General features: G+C 40.1%; 16 protein-coding genes. 4 read left to right on the top strand and 12 right to left on the bottom strand.

Features of this window, described 5'->3' with window-relative positions:
- Window positions 1-9: 9 nt before the first annotated feature.
- The 12 genes from urtB to B5D47_RS09190 form a co-directional block, all read right to left on the bottom strand.
- Window positions 10-873, bottom strand: coding sequence for an urea ABC transporter permease subunit UrtB (urtB, locus tag B5D47_RS09240; protein WP_159443519.1), 864 nt, complete (start codon window positions 871-873; stop codon window positions 10-12).
- A gap of 116 nt (window positions 874-989) precedes the next feature.
- Window positions 990-2,159, bottom strand: a complete 1,170-nt coding sequence (locus B5D47_RS09235) for a transporter substrate-binding domain-containing protein (protein ID WP_078931548.1) — start codon at window positions 2,157-2,159, stop codon at window positions 990-992.
- Between the two features lie 162 nt (window positions 2,160-2,321).
- Window positions 2,322-3,188 (bottom strand): carbon-nitrogen hydrolase family protein, encoded by an 867-nt coding sequence (locus B5D47_RS09230; RefSeq protein WP_078931547.1) that lies wholly within the window; start codon window positions 3,186-3,188, stop codon window positions 2,322-2,324.
- Window positions 3,188-4,345, bottom strand: coding sequence for an iron-containing alcohol dehydrogenase (locus tag B5D47_RS09225; RefSeq protein WP_078931546.1), 1,158 nt, complete (start codon window positions 4,343-4,345; stop codon window positions 3,188-3,190). The genes B5D47_RS09230 and B5D47_RS09225 overlap by 1 nt, the downstream gene beginning before the upstream one ends.
- 16 nt (window positions 4,346-4,361) lie before the next feature.
- Window positions 4,362-5,687: an aminotransferase class III-fold pyridoxal phosphate-dependent enzyme gene (locus tag B5D47_RS09220; protein ID WP_078931545.1), complete on the bottom strand. Its 1,326-nt coding sequence runs from the start codon at window positions 5,685-5,687 to the stop codon at window positions 4,362-4,364.
- A gap of 146 nt (window positions 5,688-5,833) precedes the next feature.
- Window positions 5,834-5,962 (bottom strand): hypothetical protein, encoded by a 129-nt coding sequence (locus B5D47_RS11805; protein WP_268811078.1) that lies wholly within the window; start codon window positions 5,960-5,962, stop codon window positions 5,834-5,836.
- Window positions 5,963-5,996: 34 nt separating this feature from the next.
- Window positions 5,997-6,905 (bottom strand): patatin-like phospholipase family protein, encoded by a 909-nt coding sequence (locus tag B5D47_RS09215; RefSeq protein WP_078931544.1) that lies wholly within the window; start codon window positions 6,903-6,905, stop codon window positions 5,997-5,999.
- 318 nt (window positions 6,906-7,223) lie between these two features.
- Window positions 7,224-9,497, bottom strand: a complete 2,274-nt coding sequence (locus B5D47_RS09210; RefSeq protein ID WP_078931543.1) for a pectate lyase family protein — start codon at window positions 9,495-9,497, stop codon at window positions 7,224-7,226.
- 295 nt (window positions 9,498-9,792) lie between these two features.
- Window positions 9,793-11,424, bottom strand: a complete 1,632-nt coding sequence (locus B5D47_RS09205; RefSeq protein ID WP_078931542.1) for an MBL fold metallo-hydrolase RNA specificity domain-containing protein — start codon at window positions 11,422-11,424, stop codon at window positions 9,793-9,795.
- 127 nt (window positions 11,425-11,551) lie between these two features.
- Entirely contained in the window at window positions 11,552-12,259 is a 708-nt protein-coding gene (locus B5D47_RS09200) for a tRNA 2-thiocytidine biosynthesis TtcA family protein (RefSeq protein ID WP_078931541.1), read from the bottom strand.
- A 1-nt stretch (window position 12,260) separates the two neighbouring features.
- On the bottom strand, window positions 12,261-13,025 hold the full coding sequence (locus B5D47_RS09195) for a protease inhibitor I42 family protein (RefSeq protein ID WP_078931540.1): 765 nt from the start codon (window positions 13,023-13,025) through the stop codon (window positions 12,261-12,263).
- A 96-nt stretch (window positions 13,026-13,121) separates the two neighbouring features.
- Window positions 13,122-14,843: a GGDEF domain-containing protein gene (locus B5D47_RS09190; RefSeq protein WP_078931539.1), complete on the bottom strand. Its 1,722-nt coding sequence runs from the start codon at window positions 14,841-14,843 to the stop codon at window positions 13,122-13,124.
- A gap of 199 nt (window positions 14,844-15,042) precedes the next feature.
- On the opposite strand from B5D47_RS09190, the gene B5D47_RS09185 reads away from it, so the two are divergent.
- Genes B5D47_RS09185 through B5D47_RS09170 form a run of 4 tightly spaced genes read left to right on the top strand, consistent with a single transcriptional unit; the run spans window position 15,043 to window position 18,060 of the window.
- Window positions 15,043-16,164 carry a C40 family peptidase gene (locus tag B5D47_RS09185; protein ID WP_078931538.1) on the top strand — a complete coding sequence of 374 codons (1,122 nt, stop codon included), beginning with the start codon at window positions 15,043-15,045 and terminating at the stop codon, window positions 16,162-16,164.
- 19 nt (window positions 16,165-16,183) lie between these two features.
- A complete protein-coding gene (locus B5D47_RS09180; RefSeq protein WP_078931537.1) occupies window positions 16,184-16,861 on the top strand; it encodes a hypothetical protein in 678 nt (225 codons plus the stop codon).
- Between the two features lie 17 nt (window positions 16,862-16,878).
- A complete protein-coding gene (locus tag B5D47_RS09175; RefSeq protein WP_078931536.1) occupies window positions 16,879-17,079 on the top strand; it encodes a SlyX family protein in 201 nt (66 codons plus the stop codon).
- Window positions 17,080-17,103: 24 nt separating this feature from the next.
- Window positions 17,104-18,060 (top strand): RluA family pseudouridine synthase, encoded by a 957-nt coding sequence (locus B5D47_RS09170; protein WP_078931535.1) that lies wholly within the window; start codon window positions 17,104-17,106, stop codon window positions 18,058-18,060.
- The last annotated feature ends 5 nt before the right edge of the window (window positions 18,061-18,065 follow it).

Genomic DNA, 18,065 nt, shown 5'->3' with positions numbered 1-18,065 from the left:
TCACCTCACCTATCTTTTTTCCTTTGAAGAAAACAGACCGTTTGGCCGGAAGCGTACAATCACGATTATCACAACAAAAATTAAAAGCTTTGAGACAATCTGGCTCATATATCCTGACATTATTGTGATTGATTCATTGATTACAAACGAACTGGCAAATGATCCTATTATTGAATTAAGTCCTCCGAGAATTACGACAAGGAATCCGTCAACGTTGAACGCCGGTCCCATTCCAGGAAAAACACTCTTTATCGGAGCAATCAACGCACCAGAAAAACCTGCAAGAGCCGCACCATAGCCGAATGTAAACATATTTATCCGTGCAACATTGATTCCAAGGCACTGCGTCATGTCGCGGTTTTGTGTAATTGCGCGGAGTTGCATTCCAAACGAAGTTTTATAAAAAAGAACAAGCGTAAGCGCAAGCACAACCAAGGCCATTAAAATCAAAATAAGGTTGTAATACGGAATAGAAACTCCAAGAACTGTAATCTGTCCACGCAATGGAACTTCCAAAGTCTGGCTTTCCGGTCCAAAAATCATTCGTACAATCTGCTGAATTATGTATTCAAGTGCGAACGTAACAAGCAGGGTTTCGGCAACTTTTCCATAAAGTTTTTTAATAACCGCCTGCTCAATTATTATTCCGACAATTCCAGTCACGAGGGCTGCAAGAATGCATGCGAGTGCAAACGGAATATGCAAGGCATTAACGCTTATACAGGCCGTATAAGCTCCAATCATTATGAACTCTCCGTGTGCATTGTTGACAACGTCCATCATTCCAAAAATGATTACAAGACCGATTGTCGTAAGAAACAAAACCGATGAGTTACTGATTCCGTTCAATAGCTGTTGTAAGAAAAGGCTCATCTGTGCCTCCTTATTTGTGTTAAAAAACTCATCAAGCGACTGTGCGCCGCGGCAGTTTTCTGTCATTGTCCACCGCGACGGCAGATTTTTTCTTCAATTTATTTCGTTTTATTCAGTTACTCAGGAATAGGAGCTACAAGTCCGTCACTTTTTGCAAGAATCTTGTAAGACAAATCATCCTGAACCTGTCCAATATAAGTGTTAAGCCAGCAATGATGGTTTTTCTCGTCCATTTTTATCTTTCCTCCAGGTGAATCAACCTCAACACCACTAGCTGCGGCTATAATGTCCTGTGCCGAAAGCGACTTTGCATTTTCTATTGCTTTTGCAAGAATATAGATTCCGTGGTAAGCGCCTTCTGCACTGTTTGTAACCGTTGTTGTTGTTCCAAAAAGTTTCTGGTATTTTTCAACAAAAAGTTTGCTTTCCGGCGTATCAAGAGAATTAAAATAGTCGAACGAAGCATAGTTTCCGACAGCTGCCGAACCTACAGCCTTAATTGCAGACTCGTGCGACGAAATTGAACAAAGCGGAACTTTTTTTGGATCCATTCCGTACTGAACATAGTCCTTGTAAAAAGGAACATTTGAGTTGCCTGCTACACCGGAGAATACACAATCTGCACCAGAAGCCTTAATTCTGTTTACAACGGAAGAAAAGTCTGTTTCGCTTGTAGGTGTATATTCTTCTCCAACAATTTGTCCGCCAAATTTTGCGATATATTCCTTTGCAAAGGCGATTGTCTTGCGTGGAAATTCATAATCTGATCCAACGATATAAATTTTTGGACCGAGATTTTTTATCATCCACGGAATAAAAGCCGCAACCTGCTGGTTTGGACAAGTATTTGTGTAAAGAAGGTTCTTAGAAGGTTTTTCGCCCTCATAATAGGTATTGTAAACGAGAACGCTGTTGTATTTTTCAATCGTAGGAATTACTGCAAGACGCGTATTAGATGCATTTGTTCCAACAATGGCAGTAACGCCATCTTTTAAAATCATCTGCTGAGCCTTTTCCGCCGCCATAGCCGGGTCTGAACCATAGTCAACATACAAAGGTTCAATCTGCATTCCTTTTACGCCGCCGGCCGCATTGATTTCGTCTATCGCCATTTTAGCCGCATTCTGCATAGGCGTTTCAGAAAGGCTGAAATTTCCAGTCGTACTGTAGAGAATTCCAATCTTAACTGTTTTTGCAGAACTCTTTTTTTCTCCACAAGAAAAAAATCCAAAAGTAGCCGCAAGGACTGCTAAAACCTCAAGTGATTTCTTAAAGACTCTTTTCATAATTATGCACCTCCATAGATGAATAAAAAAAGGCGGCTCAATTCACCTCTACGATGAACAGAACCGCCTTTGATTCATAAAATTAAACTTAGTATACAGACATTGTCCCGGACATAAAAATCTTATTTGCACAAATTTTAATTTTTTTTTCGTGCATTTTAACTATATGTCCGCATTATTTTCTGTAGCTTTCTTGCATTCAACAAGCGAATAAACGTCTTTTCTCCGGGCAGCAAGAATTTTATACTGATTTCGGAAATCATCTACCTGTTCAAGCTGCAAATCGTACAAAAGAATATTCTCCTTTTCGTCCAGCTGAGCAAGGATTTTTCCAAATGGATCGACAAAAAGTGAATGTCCCCACGCAACATAACCAGCATTTTCGTCGCGGGCAGGAGAACACCCTGCCATAAAAACCTGATTGTCGGTTGCACGTGCACGGAACATAATATCCCACCAGGCAGGACCGCTCGTCATGTTGAACGCCGCCGGAACAACAATCAGTTTTGCCCCCTTATCAACCATAAGCCGCGCCAATTCAGGAAATCGAATGTCAAAGCAAATCATAAGCCCGATTTTGCCGAATTCTGTGTCGAATACTGTTACGTTTTTTCCTGGACTTAAGGTTTCGCTTTCATAAAACCGTGCCGAAGGAATATCGCAGTCAAACAAGTGCATTTTGCGATGCTTTGCAATCTGTTTTCCGGTTCGGTCAAAGACATAGGAAGTATTGTAGATTTTTTCTACACGGCTGCCATTTTCCTCACTTATTTCCAGCTCAGGCATTGAGCCGGCTACAAGATAAATTTTGTTTTTTCTTGCAGCCGCACTCAACTTTTGACAGTTCTTTCCGTCATCTTCCTGAGCATAGACAGGGAAATTTGACGCCTTGTAAGGACAGGAAAACATTTCCGGCAAAACAACAAAATCAGCACCAGAAGCGCTTGCTTTTTCAATTTGTTCCAACGCAATTTCGATATTATCATCATTGGAATTTTTTCCTTTCATCTGAATCAGCGCGATTTTCATTATTTATTCCTCAAAATCTCATAAACTGCAATCTGCTCTTCTTTTGAAAGAACCTTGTAGCAGTTTGCAGGTGAACCAGACGCAACGGAATCTGACGCCATTTTCTCTTCTTTTTGAGCAAATTTCTGAAGATCAAGTCCGTATTCGCGGAGAGTTGGAACATTCAAGGATTTTGTAAATTCCTCAAGTTTTTCAAGAAATTTTTCAGAAGCAATCGCAGGTTCCTCTCCGTCCTGAGCCGCTCCAACCAATACGGCAAGTTCTGCAAAACGTGAATATGCTCCAGAAAGCACAGCGCGCAGACATTCAACCAAAAGCATAGCATTTGATATTCCATGCGGAACATGAAAAACCGCTCCAATCGGACGGCTCATTCCGTGAACAATCGTTGTCGGACTTGTATTTATTGCAACTCCAGCCTCGTAAGCGGCAATGCTCATATTTTCGCGGGCAACCTTGTCCGTACCGTCTTTTACAGCGACTGGAAGATATTTAAAAATTCTCTTAATCGCATCAAGACAGTACAAATCCGTAACTGGAGTATGTTTTATACAAGTGTAGCTTTCAATCGCATGCGTGAGCGCATCCATTCCTGTGGCCAGTGTGATTGAAGCAGGAGAAGAAACCGTATATGTGTAGTCAACAACAGCAATTTTTGGAAGAAGAGCGTCGCCTTTTATTAAGAGTTTTGAATCCGTCGCTGTCTCTGTAAATACAACATACTTTGTCACTTCAGAGCCAGTTCCGGCAGTTGTAGGAATCAACACAAGCGGCGCAAAATCCCCGGATATCTCCTTTCCTTTATAATCACCGAGTTTTCCGGGAAGAACCGCCATAGCCGCAATTGCCTTTGCGCTGTCGAGAGGCGTTCCTCCGCCAAGCCCCACAATAAAATCACACTTTTCTTTCTTAAAAACTTCGACCCCGGCATAAATCATCAAATCCGTAGGCTCTCCAGGAAGATCGTTATAGATAACGCTGTCAATTCCCTGTTCTTTGAGCACAGTCTGAACCTGAGCGGCAAGCCCTGTCTTTGTAATTATTTTTCCGGTCACAATCAAAGCTTTGTTTCCAAAAGACTTAAAATAAGGCGCAGCGATTTTTAACGCACCTTCGCCCATTACAGTCCTTGGCGCTGTCGTAAAATTGAATACCATTGGTTCCTCCCGTACGCTAAATGTATTTTTCGTCAACAATACTCAAAACATCGTCCAGCTTTTCAAGTTCCTCGTCAATCTGTGCTTCGGTTATGATAAGCGGCGGAGCGACAATAATTACATTTTCGTGTGAATATGTAAAAAATCCCCGGCTTTTGAGTTCCTTTACAATCGCTCCCATTATTCCTTTTGGATCCTGTCCCCAAGGAACAAGAGGTTCACGGGTTTCTCTGTCCTTTACCAGTTCAATTCCAGAAAAAAGCCCGATGTAGCGAACATCTCCAATGCTCTTGTGTTTTGCCTTAAGCTCCTCAAGTTTTTCTCCAAGATGCTTTCCAACTTTCTGAACATGAGATTCAATATCGTTTTTAAGGTAGAATTCCTGACAAGCAACACCAGCGGCACATGCCAACGGATGACCGGAATATGTAAGTCCGCACGAAAGATACTTGTCGTCAAAGAAATGGGCAATTTCGTTCTTTACGATACAGCCACCCAGCGGAATATAGCCAGAATTTACGCCTTTTGCAAAAGTTATAATATCTGGAGTTACGTCAAAATTCATGTATGCAAACATTTTTCCAGTTCTGTACCAGCCAGCCATAACTTCATCGCAAATCATCATGATTCCAAATTCATCACAAATCTTGCGCACACCTTTTAAGTAGTTCTTCGGATAGATGATAATTCCGTTTGAACCAACTACAGTTTCAAGAATAATTGCAGCAATTCTGTCGCCGCCTTCAAAAATAACCTGTTCACGCAGACGTTCTACATAATATTCACATTCCTCATCTTCCGACTCAAAGTGAATTTTTTCCTGATAAGGATAAGGTCCGCGGAAGTGAATAAAGCCCGGAATAGCCGGCTCAAGCGCAAAATGGCGTGGTTCACCGGTCAAGTTTCCGGCTCCAAAAGTTGAACCGTGATAAGAACGGTACTGGCTCATTACCTTGAAACGTCCGGTATACATTCTGGCAATTTTTATCGCATTCTCGTTCGCATCTGCTCCACCGTTTGTAAAGAACACTTTTCCAAAACAGTCAGGCAAACGGTCGATAATAGATTTTGCGAGTTTTGCCCGGCTTTCTGCTCCCCACGAGCCCTGAACATAAGCAAATTTATCAAGCTGAGCCTTTATCGCCTCGGTCATTTCCTTGTTTGCGTAACCGGCATTAACATTTACCTGCTCAGAAGACATATCCGCATATCGTTTTCCGTCGGTATCATAGATATAAATTCCTTCGGCATGATCAACAACAATCGGGTCTAATCCGCCCTGCTTGCTCCATCCCAAAAGCACATTTTCTGTCTGCATTTTTGCAATCTCTTTTGCATTCATATTCCTGCCTCCAAATTAAGTTCAGTTTTAGCGTAAAAAACTTCTGCCTACACGCTTTTGTTTATGACACAACATTAGCACGCTATTTTTTCGTGCACGATAGCAAATATGACAAACATTCATTTATTTTTTGTGCATTTTTTACATTAGTTCTGAAGAAAACTCTCTGGAATATCCGTTATGAGCATGTGTCCAGGCGCATGTGTTATACCACCAGCAGCAAATGCACTGCAAACCGCCATTGAAGCAACCGCTCCAAGTGCACAAATTTTCATATTCTTTTTTATGCAAAATAACCTTTCAAGAAAATCACTTATGATCAACAAATTCTTTTATTTCAGAAAGCATTTTTGTTGCAATGTTTCGGCCAATTTCATAAACACGCTGAAGTTCATCTGGATTTTTTTCTGTACGGCTAATTCCTAGAGAATTTTCAGGACAAATTACGAGAACATTGCCTTTCTTTTCCTGTTCAAAAACATACTCGGTTTCTGCGTTGTACATTTTGTGCCGATTTTGCATGGCCTGAACAAGCGCCGGATACTTTCTTAGCGACATTTTTATAAACGGCATAAGAGCGTTCGGAGATTTTTTGTAGTCGCGCGGCTGAGTAAGAACTACAATATTGCGAGAAAAACCAAGTTTTTCAAAAAATTCCAGCGGAATAGAATCTGTCATGCCACCGTCAAGCAATTTATATCCGTCAACCTCGACAGGCCGGCTCGCAAGAGGCATAGAAGCGCTCGCACGCATCCATTTAAGGTCGTTCTCATCGCAAGTTTCGAGTTTTTTATAAACACATTTACCAGTCCGGCAATCACTTGCCGCAACATAAAAAGGAATCGGATTTTTTTTGTAAGATTCAAGGTCAAACACGTCAAGTTCATTTGGAATTCTGTTATAACAAAAATCAGCCCCGTAAATGTCGCCGGTTTTTAAAAGCGAACGAATTGAACAATACCGCCAGTCGCCAGCAAAACGCTTGTTGTAACGAATCGTCCGCCCGATTTGCCGAGACTTGTAATTACAGCCAAAAACCGCACCAGCCGAAACCCCGACAACACCGTCAGTATAAATCTCATTTTCCATAAGAACATCAAGCACGCCAGCCGTAAACATACCGCGCATTGCGCCACCTTCAAGCACAAGCCCAGTTTTAGAAAAATTGCCGGAACAAACAGCCTCGCCTTTAATATTTTTGTCAGTATTATCTTTCATGCCATAAACTCCAGTTCAAAAACTCACCAACCCGTTAAATTTTAATATTTACTGTCTAGCGCCAGCATTTGCCTTTACCCAGGATTTTACGTCCTTTCTTTCAAGCGTAACATATAAATAATTATAATAAATTTTTAGAATTCTCCACAACTGCAAAAAAAACACCTCCGGCTCTTAAAAAACCAGAGGTGTAATATAAATTTTTGGGCGTACCGGCAACAAGTTGCCGTCGGGCTTTTCAGGGTTGTCATTCGCAAGCGAACGGCTCCGCCGCCCTTACAATCCCTTACGCATTAGTTCAATGACAAACGGTAAAGTTTATTTTACAACAGTCCAGACACCAGCACCAGCGTTGGCAGCAACGTATGTTTTTGCATTTTCGGCTGTCATTGGTTCATAAGAATAAGGCACAGTAAATGGTGCAGAATCAACCGCAGTATACTCATCAGTTTTCTTTGTATTTTTGTCAACACTTCCTGTGTCATAAACTTTTGCCATTGAAGCTGTTTTTTCATTTCCACGGATAGAATACTGCATATTGCTGTCGAAATAGTTTGCTTCAGAATAAATCAAAGCACCTTTTCTTGCACCAATACAGTAATCTCCTTTGGTCTTACCATCTCCAACTGACTGTGTTTTACCAAAAGTGTACCAGTTATTCAAAACATGGAACTGGCTGTTTCTTGCCATCGGCAAACGCTGTACACAAGTATCAAAATGATTGTTTATAATAGAAAGTTTACGCACTGTGTTATCGCCTTCATTATCGTCTGAACCTACAAGCATTGTTTTGTCGTGATGATACATATGGCAGTTAGAAACAGTTATTCCTTTGCCGTCGCCTTTTATATCGCAAAGACCATCATAATTCTGCCATTTTTCTTTTGTTCCAGACTGAACGTGCTGCATTACAAGAGTGTCTTTCATAGTACAGTGGTCAATCCAGATATTCGCAGTGTTAGAACCCTGAATTGTTATGCAGTCAAACTGAGCATTAAAACCATCAGATTCTCCTTTTGACTTCACTTCATGGTGTGGGAACATATCAATTGCATCAACCAGAGTAAGATTTCTAATTACAACATTCTTAATGCCATTGATGCTGATTGTTCCACCACGAATACCAGAATTATTTCCAAGCCCAATAATTGTCGTATTAGAGTTTAACTTAAGCTGGATTACAGATTTCCATGCATTATTTAAAGTCCATACCATCTTACATAATGAAGAATTACCTGAATTGCCAACCTCTTTATCATCAGTAGATTTTTCACAAACTGCCGCATAAGCCTCAACCCACGCAGCATATGTTTTATAAGCATTTGAAGTTTTTGACGCAATCCAAGAATCCATTACAGAAGAAACCGCAATATTGCTAGCACCTTCAGCAGGAAGTTTTGAGCCGTTTCCCTCATCTGACATATCAATCATTCCATCAATATAAATCAATGAATTTTCGTTATTGATTGCCTTCATCAATTCGTTTCTTGTTTTTACAGTCACAACATTAGTAAAAGTCGGCATTGCATAATTTACTCCAGCAAATCCAAGTGGTGTGTCGCTTGCTTTTATTACGTTTCCAGTCTCTACTGCAGCTGCCGCTCCAACCGTTACTTCGCAAGTGCTTTCTACAGAATTTGTTCCGTCAGAAGCGCTTACTTTTACTTTAACTGTTTGTTCTGCAGTTGTTGTGTTTTTTGCTGTGAGTGTGGCTGTTCCTGTCGTTGACTCAGAAAGCTCTGCATATTCACTGCCTGAGCTGATTGTCCAGGTGTAAGTGATTTCAGGATTGCCAGAATATACTGGCGTTGCAGTTAAGGTTGTGCTTCCGTCGCAAGCAATCGAGCTTTTTTCCGCGCTAACACTTACAGAAGTAACCTTGTTTTCTACAACCTGTCCTCGCGCAAGAATTTTTACAGTTTTTGTTGCTTCCTTAGTTGTTCCGTCGTAAGCTGCAGTTACTTTTACTGTAACTGTCTGTGCTTCCGTTGTTGTGTTGTTTGCTGTGAGTTTAATTGTTCCTGTTGTTGACTCAGAAAGCTCTGCATATTCTCTGCCTGCGCTTATTGTCCAAGTATAAGTTACAGTTGGCGAAGCCCCTTTAATTGTAAAAGCTGGAGTTGCGGTAAGCTCTGTATTTGCTGTTGATTCAATTTCTGCTGAACCTGCAATCGAAACGCTTTCTAGTTCTACTTTTGCCGTGCTAACAGTTACTGTTGCTTCTGCCTCTTTCGTGGTCGAAGCAAATGTTACGGTACATTTTACGGTTACGCGCTGAGCGCTTGCTGTTGTGTTTTTACCGGTAACAACACAAGTTGCAGAAGTTGCATTTTCAAGCGTTGCATAGTCGTCGCCAGATGTAATTTCCCATTTATAAACTGGAGTACCAGAGCCCTTTCTGTCAACATCTGCATAGAGCGAAATCTGTCCATTTGCGTTTATTGTCGCTTCTGAAGGATTAATTGTCACACTGTTCAATTCATCATCGTCGCTGTCTGTCTTGCATGCTGCTGTCGAAAAAAGCACTGCAAATAATGCGGCAAGACTTAATAAAATTGTGCCGAATTTTCTTTTTTGAGAGTTTTTTTTCATCGATTACCTCGTTAGAAATAAAATTCTGTCGTATTGATTGAGTTCACTCTTTCCCTTAATTTTGATGATAATCAAGAAAAAGTCGATTTTCTATATAAAACCTCGTATTTTTATATAAAATATGCTTTATAAAGGAGAATTAACTGTTATTTAAGATTTTTTTTGGAAAAACAAAAAATGCGTTAGCGGCGGGAGGGGCGCGCAAAAGGCGCGTTGTGGAACGAAGTGGAACAATGCAACCCCGGACAAAGCGGCGGCTGTTAAAAACAGCCGCAACGCCCAAAATATTTAAAAATTACGCCAGTTCGTAAGTTTCGCCGTATTTTACAATCTGAACGTGCTTGTATCCGTTTTCTTTTAGATAGTTTTGCAGATATTCCTGGGCATCTTTTTCGCCGTGAACCAGATAGATTTTTTTAAGGCGGCTTGTATCAACCTGCTTGAGCCATTTTACAATTTCTTCGTAGTCGGCATGGGCAGAAAATGCGTTGATTGTTTCGACATGCGCATTTACCTGATACCATTCGTCCATAATTTTTACTTCTTTTGCTCCGTCGCGGATTCTTCGGCCAAGTGTGTTTTCTGCCATATAACCGACTATCAAAATTGTGTTTTTCGGGTCGTTTATATTGTTTGCAAGGTGATGCACAACGCGTCCGGCTTCGCACATTCCGTCTGCCGAAATTATAATCATTGGTCCGGATTTTTGGTTCAATGCCTTTGATTCGTCAACGCTCGTAACAAAACTTAACTGGTCAAAGCCAAATGGATTTTTGTGCCGGTCAAGGAAGGCTTCTTCAACTTCGCGGCTGTAACATTCCGGATGTACCTGAAAAATACTTGTCGCGTTTACTGCCATTGGAGAATCCACATAAATTGGAATCGAAGGAATTTTTCGCTGGTCTACGAGCATGTGGAGGTAATAAACAATTTCCTGAGTGCGCTCAATTGCAAATGACGGAATTATGATTTTTCCTTTGCGGTCGATTGCCCGGCGAACAACTTTTCGAAGTTCTTCCATGGCAATTTCTGTGCCTTCGTGTTTGCGGTTACCGTAAGTGCTTTCCAAAAAAATGTAATCTGGCGCAGGAATTTTTACGCTTGGGTCGCGGATAATCGGTTTTGAAGAACGTCCTAAATCGCCTGTGTAAAGAATCCGAATCTCGTCTTTTCCTTCGCGGCGGTCGTAGCCAGAACGGCGTTCTATTCCCGAATACTGCGCCTGCTCTTCTGCCGTGGCTTTTCGCCTGTCGGCAGTTTTGCGTCTGTCGGCGTCTTCATTTTCTGCAAGCCTTTCTGCCCGTCTTTCCGAAATCGAATTTTTCCAGCCAAAAAGTTTGTTCCAGATATTTATTTTGTTTATTGAATCTATTTTTTTTGAAGCGCCGCGCTGGCCTTTTATCGTTATAAACGCAAATGCCGAACCCAAAATGTGTCCTGCGTCAAAAAATTCGAGTTCTACGTCTGGCGCAATGTACATCTGGCGGTTATATCCGAGCGTTACAATCTGATTTTCTGCCTTAATGCAGTCTTTTTCGTTAAAAAGAGGTTGCCATGTAAATTTTTCGCCTTTTTTTTGAGCCTGCTTACGAAGATATTCGGCATCACGTGCCTGAATTCTTGCTGAATCCATCATTACAAGGTCGGCAAGGTCGCGCGTTGCAGGAGTTGCGTAAATATTGCCGTCATAGCCTTTTTTGGCGAGCATTGGCAAAAGTCCGCAGTGGTCGTAATGGGCATGGGTTAAAATTACGGTTTCGATTTTGTCGACCGGAATTTCAAAATTCCGGTTTTTTGCATCGGCAACGGCACGTTTTCCCTGAAAAGCCCCGCAATCAACCATAAAAGCCCGGCCATCAATTTCAAAAATATGTTTTGAACCAGTCACTTCTTGAGCCGCACCGAGAGAATAACAAACAACTGACATAAAACCTCCCAAGAAAAAATCGCCAAAATTGACAGCATTTAATCTTTTTTAAATTTCAAGATTTCTTTTGTTCAATTTTAAATCCGAAAAAACAAATTCTCAAGATTTTTTTTATGTCAGATTTCTTTTATGGCAAGTATTCTGGTCTTATGTTTTTGAGCGCTTTAAAAAGTCTTTCTTTCTTTTTTCTGTCTCCGCCGGTCAAAAGTTCAAGACGGCGGCGGGCATCTTTTCTTGTGCTGTTATCCTGATAAGTGCAGGTGCATGTCCAGCCAAAATAGCCGCCTTTTTTTGAGTGTTCGACAATTGTCTGTACGCCAGCGTAACAAAGCGGGCGGATAATTTTTACAGGATATTTTTCGAGTTTTAGGGAAGGTGTCATTGTGCTGAGCTCGCCTTTATTCAAGGCATTCATCAGCAGAGTTTCCAAAATGTCGTCAAGATGATGTCCAAGAGCAATTTTGTTGAATCCGTTTTTTACCGCAAAGTTAATGAGTTCTTTTCGGCGCAAGTTTGAACACCAGTAACAGCTCATCTTATAACCGTCACTCAAGCGTCCTGTCACATCTACAAAAATGGATTTCACCGGAACATTCCACTCTTTAAAAAGTGTCTGAATGTCAGAAGGAAGTCCGCCGCCAAAATCTGTCTGAATATTCAATGCCAAAAATTCAAAATCGGCATTTTTTCTTTTTTGACGGTTTTCAAAATATTCTATGAGCGCAGTGGAGTCTTTTCCTCCAGATGCACCCACAAGAATTTTGTCGCCTTTTTCAATCAGTTTATAGTCAAAAACTGCCTTATCAATCAGATTGTATAAAAAAGGCTGCGGCATTTTACTGTCTTTCTACCAATGGTTCGTTTACAAGGCGATATTCTGCCGACAAACCGTTTTTTAAATTTGCAATTGTAAGAATTTCTGTTCCGTTTTTTACTGCCGGAATTACATAAAATTCTCCATTAAAAAGCTGGATGTAATTGTCTTCAAAAGACATTGCGTCTGCCGGTCCCATCATTTTTGTCAAGGCAAAACCGCCTTCGTCTTTTCCTATATTTCCCGAAAGTTTTATATTTCCGTTAAAAATATTAACTCCGGCTTCTCCAGCAACAAAAAAACCGTCCTTTTCTTTTTTTAAGTTGAGGGCAACATCGCAAATTGCCTGCGCTTCATCGTTTTTATAAAAAGAATTTATTCTCCAGTTTCCTTCGATTGTACCTAGAGCCAGAATTTTTCCATTTTTCACTTCGATTTTATAAACTATTGTATCAAGCGCTTCGTCTGCCTCGAAAGGTCGTTTGTAAACAAAAGTTAAATCTGTAGTTCCGTCCTTTAATGCTTTTACAGAATATTCAAATTTTGAAGGCGCGCCTGTAATTCCGTCTTTTCCAAGATATGTTGTTTTTTCTTTTACACTTACAATTTCTTCATTTGTAAGTGTATTTTCCCAAGAATATCCGGTTGTTGCGTTTCCTCCAAGAACTATTTTTAGTTCTTTTGAATTGCTTTCGCCCAAACTGTTTTTTGTTGAAGCGCATGAGCTTACTGCAAAGGCTGCAATTCCTGCACAAATCAAACTGAATAATGCTGGTGTTTTTTTCATTTGTTACCTCGTTAAATTTATTTTATATACAGTTATATAAAATAAACAAAAACTCTTCCGGAGAGCAACAGTTATTACAATTATTTTATTGCGAGTTTAGCCAATATTAAAAGTGCTTGCCAAAAGCCGCGCAACTACTAGCATAAAAATGATTTTTTCTTTTGGAAAGGTTCGTGCCGGTTTAAAAACGTCAAAGCAAATCAGCGTTTTTTTATTGCACAACACTTCCAAAGTTGATGATATGCAGTTTTTTCGATAAAAAACATATTTTTCCTGCGAAATCGAATCCAAAACGTTCGTATTGTCTAAGTGCAGGTAATCAAATCCATTAAAAAACGAAAAATAGTTTTCCTGTTTTAACGCTTCTTCCCTAAAATTCTTTTCTGCGCGGCCTGCACTGCAATAAAGGCGGTGTGCCGAATCGTAAACCATAATCGTGCTTATGCCGAGATAATCGACCAATTTTTGAAGAATCGGCTGCAGGTCCTCTTCACTCTTTTTTTCGCGAATTGCTTTTAAAATTTCAACTACATCGTCTGCCGCTTCGTTGTAAAGTTGTCCGCTTGCAATTTTGTTTTCGTTCTGTCTGTTCTGAATAAAAATGCAGTCATGAAGCTCAGGTTTATAGATTATATAACAGTTGCGTCCCTTGTTTTTGGCAATATAAAGGCATTTGTCGGCAAGGTTAAAAAGCGAATCATAATCTTTTACGTTCAATGGAAATCTTGCAACTCCCATTGAACAGGTTACGGTGCTTCCAGGTTCAATTGAAGTAATATTCCACTGAATTCCAGTGCGAATGTTTCGCGTAATATTTCGAATATCGTCTTCTTCGGTCAAATCAAGCAAAACCAAAAATTCATCGCCGCCAATTCTTCCTGCAATTCCTTTTGTGCCGATTGCCTCTTTTATGCAACTGGCAACAGAAGCAAGAACCTTGTCGCCAAAATTATGGCCAAAAGTGTCGTTACATTCCTTAAAATGGTCAACGTCAATTATAATCATTGAACACGGAACTTTCTGCCCATTGATTTTTTTGACTGCAATTTCGGTAATTGCCTTTTTATTGTAAATTCCAGTTAAACCGTCGTGGCTTTCGACATAAGCATTTTCTGCCAGTGCAATTTTCTGTCCAAAATTTACACTGCCGACAACAATTGTCTTTGTGCGCGTACTCGCCCGAAGCGTATGAACAGTAAGCATTTTTTTGTCTGCCCGCAAAAAATTGTAGTATTTGCCAGTCTCCAAGTTGCGGATATTTGCAAGCATGGCAATAAGCTGTTTGCTTTCTTGCGTGAATGATTTGTTAAGATGAAAAAAATTCTCAAAATATTCTTTAAATTCGTCGCAATTTCCGACAAAAAGCGTATTAAGGTCTTTTGTGTTTTTTACAGTAAATTTTTCACATTCGTAAATAAAATAATACGCATCAAAATTTTGAAGAAGAGTTGAATATTCCCTGCTTTCCAGAAGCGCCCTGTCCAAAAGGTGCCGCGAATACGAAAGTTCTTCGACAGTCACTTCAAAAAGGTTGTCGCCTGCCTTTATAACCGTAAAAATGCAGGTTATTAAATAATTCCTCGACTTGAGTTTTGCAACAAAGTTTGCAGGTTCATTTGGAACTTGTGGCTTAAAAGTTGAGAGAAAATGCTTAAAATTTGCTGTGTCATTTTCCGAAAGAAATTCAGAAAGATTTATGCTGGAAACTTCTGTTTTACGAAGAAAAATTGAAAAACTGCGGTTTCCTGATTTTATATTTAAATCTTTGTCTATGGAAAATGAGATGTCACTTATGCGTCTTGTGTTATGAACATCCAAGACATACCCCCCCCCCGCAAAAAATGCGCCCTATGTTTCAGTTTAGCACAATTTCTATATAAAGCAAAACGTTTTTATAAATTTGTGTCAAAAAAATCAATGCAAAGCCAGCTTTTATCTTGCAAGAAACTTGTGCCCTCAAATAAAAAAATCGTTCATTTTGCTTGTTATGGCTCTGTTTTTTTACGATAATTGAATTATGACGAGAAATGACAGAAATCGACTAGTTGTATGGTTTTGGCTTGGTGCTTTTATTTTGTTTACTCCGCGGCTGTGCGCGCAGACAATGGCTGCCAATGCGGAAAATGCCGCGGCAAACCGGCAGACTTTTGTTGATTACGGAAAAAAATACATTGGTCGTCCTTACGTAAATGGCGCAACCGGTCCAAATTCTTTTGACTGTTCAGGATTGATTTATACGGTTGCAAGAGAATCTATCGGCTATCAGTTGCCAAGAACTGTAAAAGGTATTTATTCGTTTTGCAAAATAATTGATGAATCTGAACGTGAACCAGGAGATTTAGTTTTTTTTAGAACAACTGCTTCCGGTGATCCGAGCCACGTCGGAATTTACATTGGAAACGGTCACTTTTTAAATGCCGCTTCTGACGGTCCAAACACCGGCGTAATTTTGAGTTCCCTCAAAGAAAATTATTGGAAAGGAAAATATTACAAAACCGGCCGATTTTTGCCGCCTTCAAAAATTTTAGCCGAAAACAATACTGCTTCCAGCAAAAACTCCGAATCGGTTTCTAAAGCCGGCTTATCCGGAAAAAACAGCAGTTCCCGCCAGACAAGCCGTCAAAATGGAAATTTTACGGACAAAATCATCTTGGACGGAATGTTCTGCCTTGACTGGAACTTTTTTACTCCTGACAATTTTATGCTTACTTTCCGTGGAATTGCCGGAACAGTGCATGCAACTTACGAAGGAAAAAATCTAAAACCAGGAATTGGAACGACTGTACGTTGGGACAGTGGAACTGGCGTAATTCAATTGCCGTTGATTTTTAGCCTTACGATGACCGACTATATGCGAATTTTTGCAGGTCCTGTCTTTACAATCGGAACTCCGTATCTTCCGGGCAACAACGACGAAAGAATAAAAGCCTCTGTTTTTCCAGGAATTTTGGGAATCAGCTTTAATTCGCCTTCGTTTAAAGCCGGAAAAACCGACATAAGTTTTGTACAGGACATTCACTACACTGTTTTTAACGACACCGACGGAAGCGCATTGAACGCTCTTAAAAGTTTTGCAACCGGACTTGTTTTTTCTTCCGGCGTGCGTGTAACCATTCCGTTGCGAGAATTGATTAAATAAGTGAAGTTTTTAGGAATTTATGAAATTTTTTAAAACCAAAATTTTTGCTCTTATCGGTTTTTCTCTTTTTTTAGTTTCGTGTTCATCTTCAATTTCTGTCAAAGCAGAAAATTCTGACGCCGCGACAATCGGTTTTTCGGCAAATTTTTCGCTGTCGGCAAACTCTGCTTTTAAGGAATTTTTGGATCTGGCTCAGGAAAATTCTGGTTTGGCCGAAAATACAAATTCAACTCTCTTTTCAAAACAAGAACTTGAAAATTTCCTGATTTCCGCTGGTGCAAAAAATGTTTCTGTAAATGTGGAAAAGGACGGAAAGACAAGCGCTTCTGGAAAAATCGAAAATCTTTCTAAATCTCTTCTTGCTTCATCAAAAATTCTTTCAAAAACCCAGTCGTCGCTCACTTTTTCTTTGGGACCGGAACAATTCAAGTCAATTTATGAAAAACTGGACGAAGAAACTCAGGGCTATTTTGATCTTTTGATGATTCCGTGTCTAAACGACGAAAAAATGAATGTTGAGGAATACGAAAATCTTCTTTCTTTTGTCTACGGCCCGGACTTGGCAAAACAAATCGTTTCTCAAAATCTTCAAATTGAATTAAAAAGTCCTGATTCAAAAAAAATTCTCTCTCAAAAAATCAAACTTGGCGAACTTTTAACACTCAACGAACAAAAATCGTGGTCAGTTTCGTGGTAATCCGTTAAAATAAAAATATGGACACAGAAAAACGCTTTATTGCTCTCGAAACAAAAATTGCTTTTATGGACGATTTTATCAACAAACTTCAGAACGAAGTCGTAGAGCAGCAAAAATTGATTGAAATTCTGCGCGAAGAAAACAAAATTCTTTCAAGCAGAATTATGGATTTGTCGGAGAATATCGAAATTCCAAACAGAAAACCGCCTCATTACTAGATTTTTTAATCGAAGGACAGGAATATGGCAAATTTAAACACAAACAAAAATGCCAAAACAAAAAAAGATTTTGGTCACGAAAAAATTGAAATTCTTTATTCAGACGAAACAATCTGCGTAATCAACAAGCCTTCCGGTTTGCTCAGCGTTCCGTATCCTGGAAGCCGAATTAGAACGGCACAAAGCATCCTCGAAGAAATTATGCACAAAAACGGAACTTTCAGCAGCTCGCACAGACCTTTTGCTGTCCACCGCCTCGACCGCGACACTTCCGGCGTAATGCTCTTTGCTCTTACCGAAAATGCGCAGAAAAAAATTATGGACACCTGGCATCAAATGGTAACAGAACGGCTTTACCGCGCAGTTGCAGAAAATCCGCGCAGCAAAAAACTTATTTTGCCGGATTGCGGTTTAATCGACGATGAGCTTGCATTTAACGCCCACAACGTTGGCTTTGTTCCAAAAGAATCCGAAAATTCCAAAAACAATTCTGACTCTTATGGTGAAAACCGCCGTTTAAAAACAGTTCCGGCACGCACAAACTATAAAATTTTGCAGTCAGGTCCAACACATACGCTTTTTGAACTTTCACTCGATACTGGAAAAAAGAACCAGATTCGCGCTCATCTTGCGTCAAAAGGCTATCCTCTTGCAGGAGACGAAAATTACAGGGCCAGAACAGACCATTTTGGCAGACTTTGCCTTCACGCCAGAACCTTGGAATTTGTCCATCCGTTTACGGGCAAAAAAATGAAATTTGAAGTTCCTGAACCAGAAACCTGGCTCGAATACGTAAAAAAAGGCGATCCAAATCCAAAAACTCCGCTCTGGATTGAATCTTTAAAAAATTCTTTCGATAAAAAAGGCGAACGCTTTCACGGAAAACACGAAAATTCACTGGACTTAGGTCAAAAACGCCTGAGCAAAAAAGACCGCGCCCACATGAATTTTATTGAAGCAGGAAAAAAAGGCAGAAAATAAAACGT

This window comes from Treponema berlinense (assembly GCF_900167025.1).
Lineage (GTDB): Bacteria > Spirochaetota > Spirochaetia > Treponematales > Treponemataceae > Treponema_D > Treponema_D berlinense.
The sequence above is the reverse complement of the archived record's forward strand: the minus strand, read 5'-3'. Positions and strand labels throughout refer to the sequence as shown.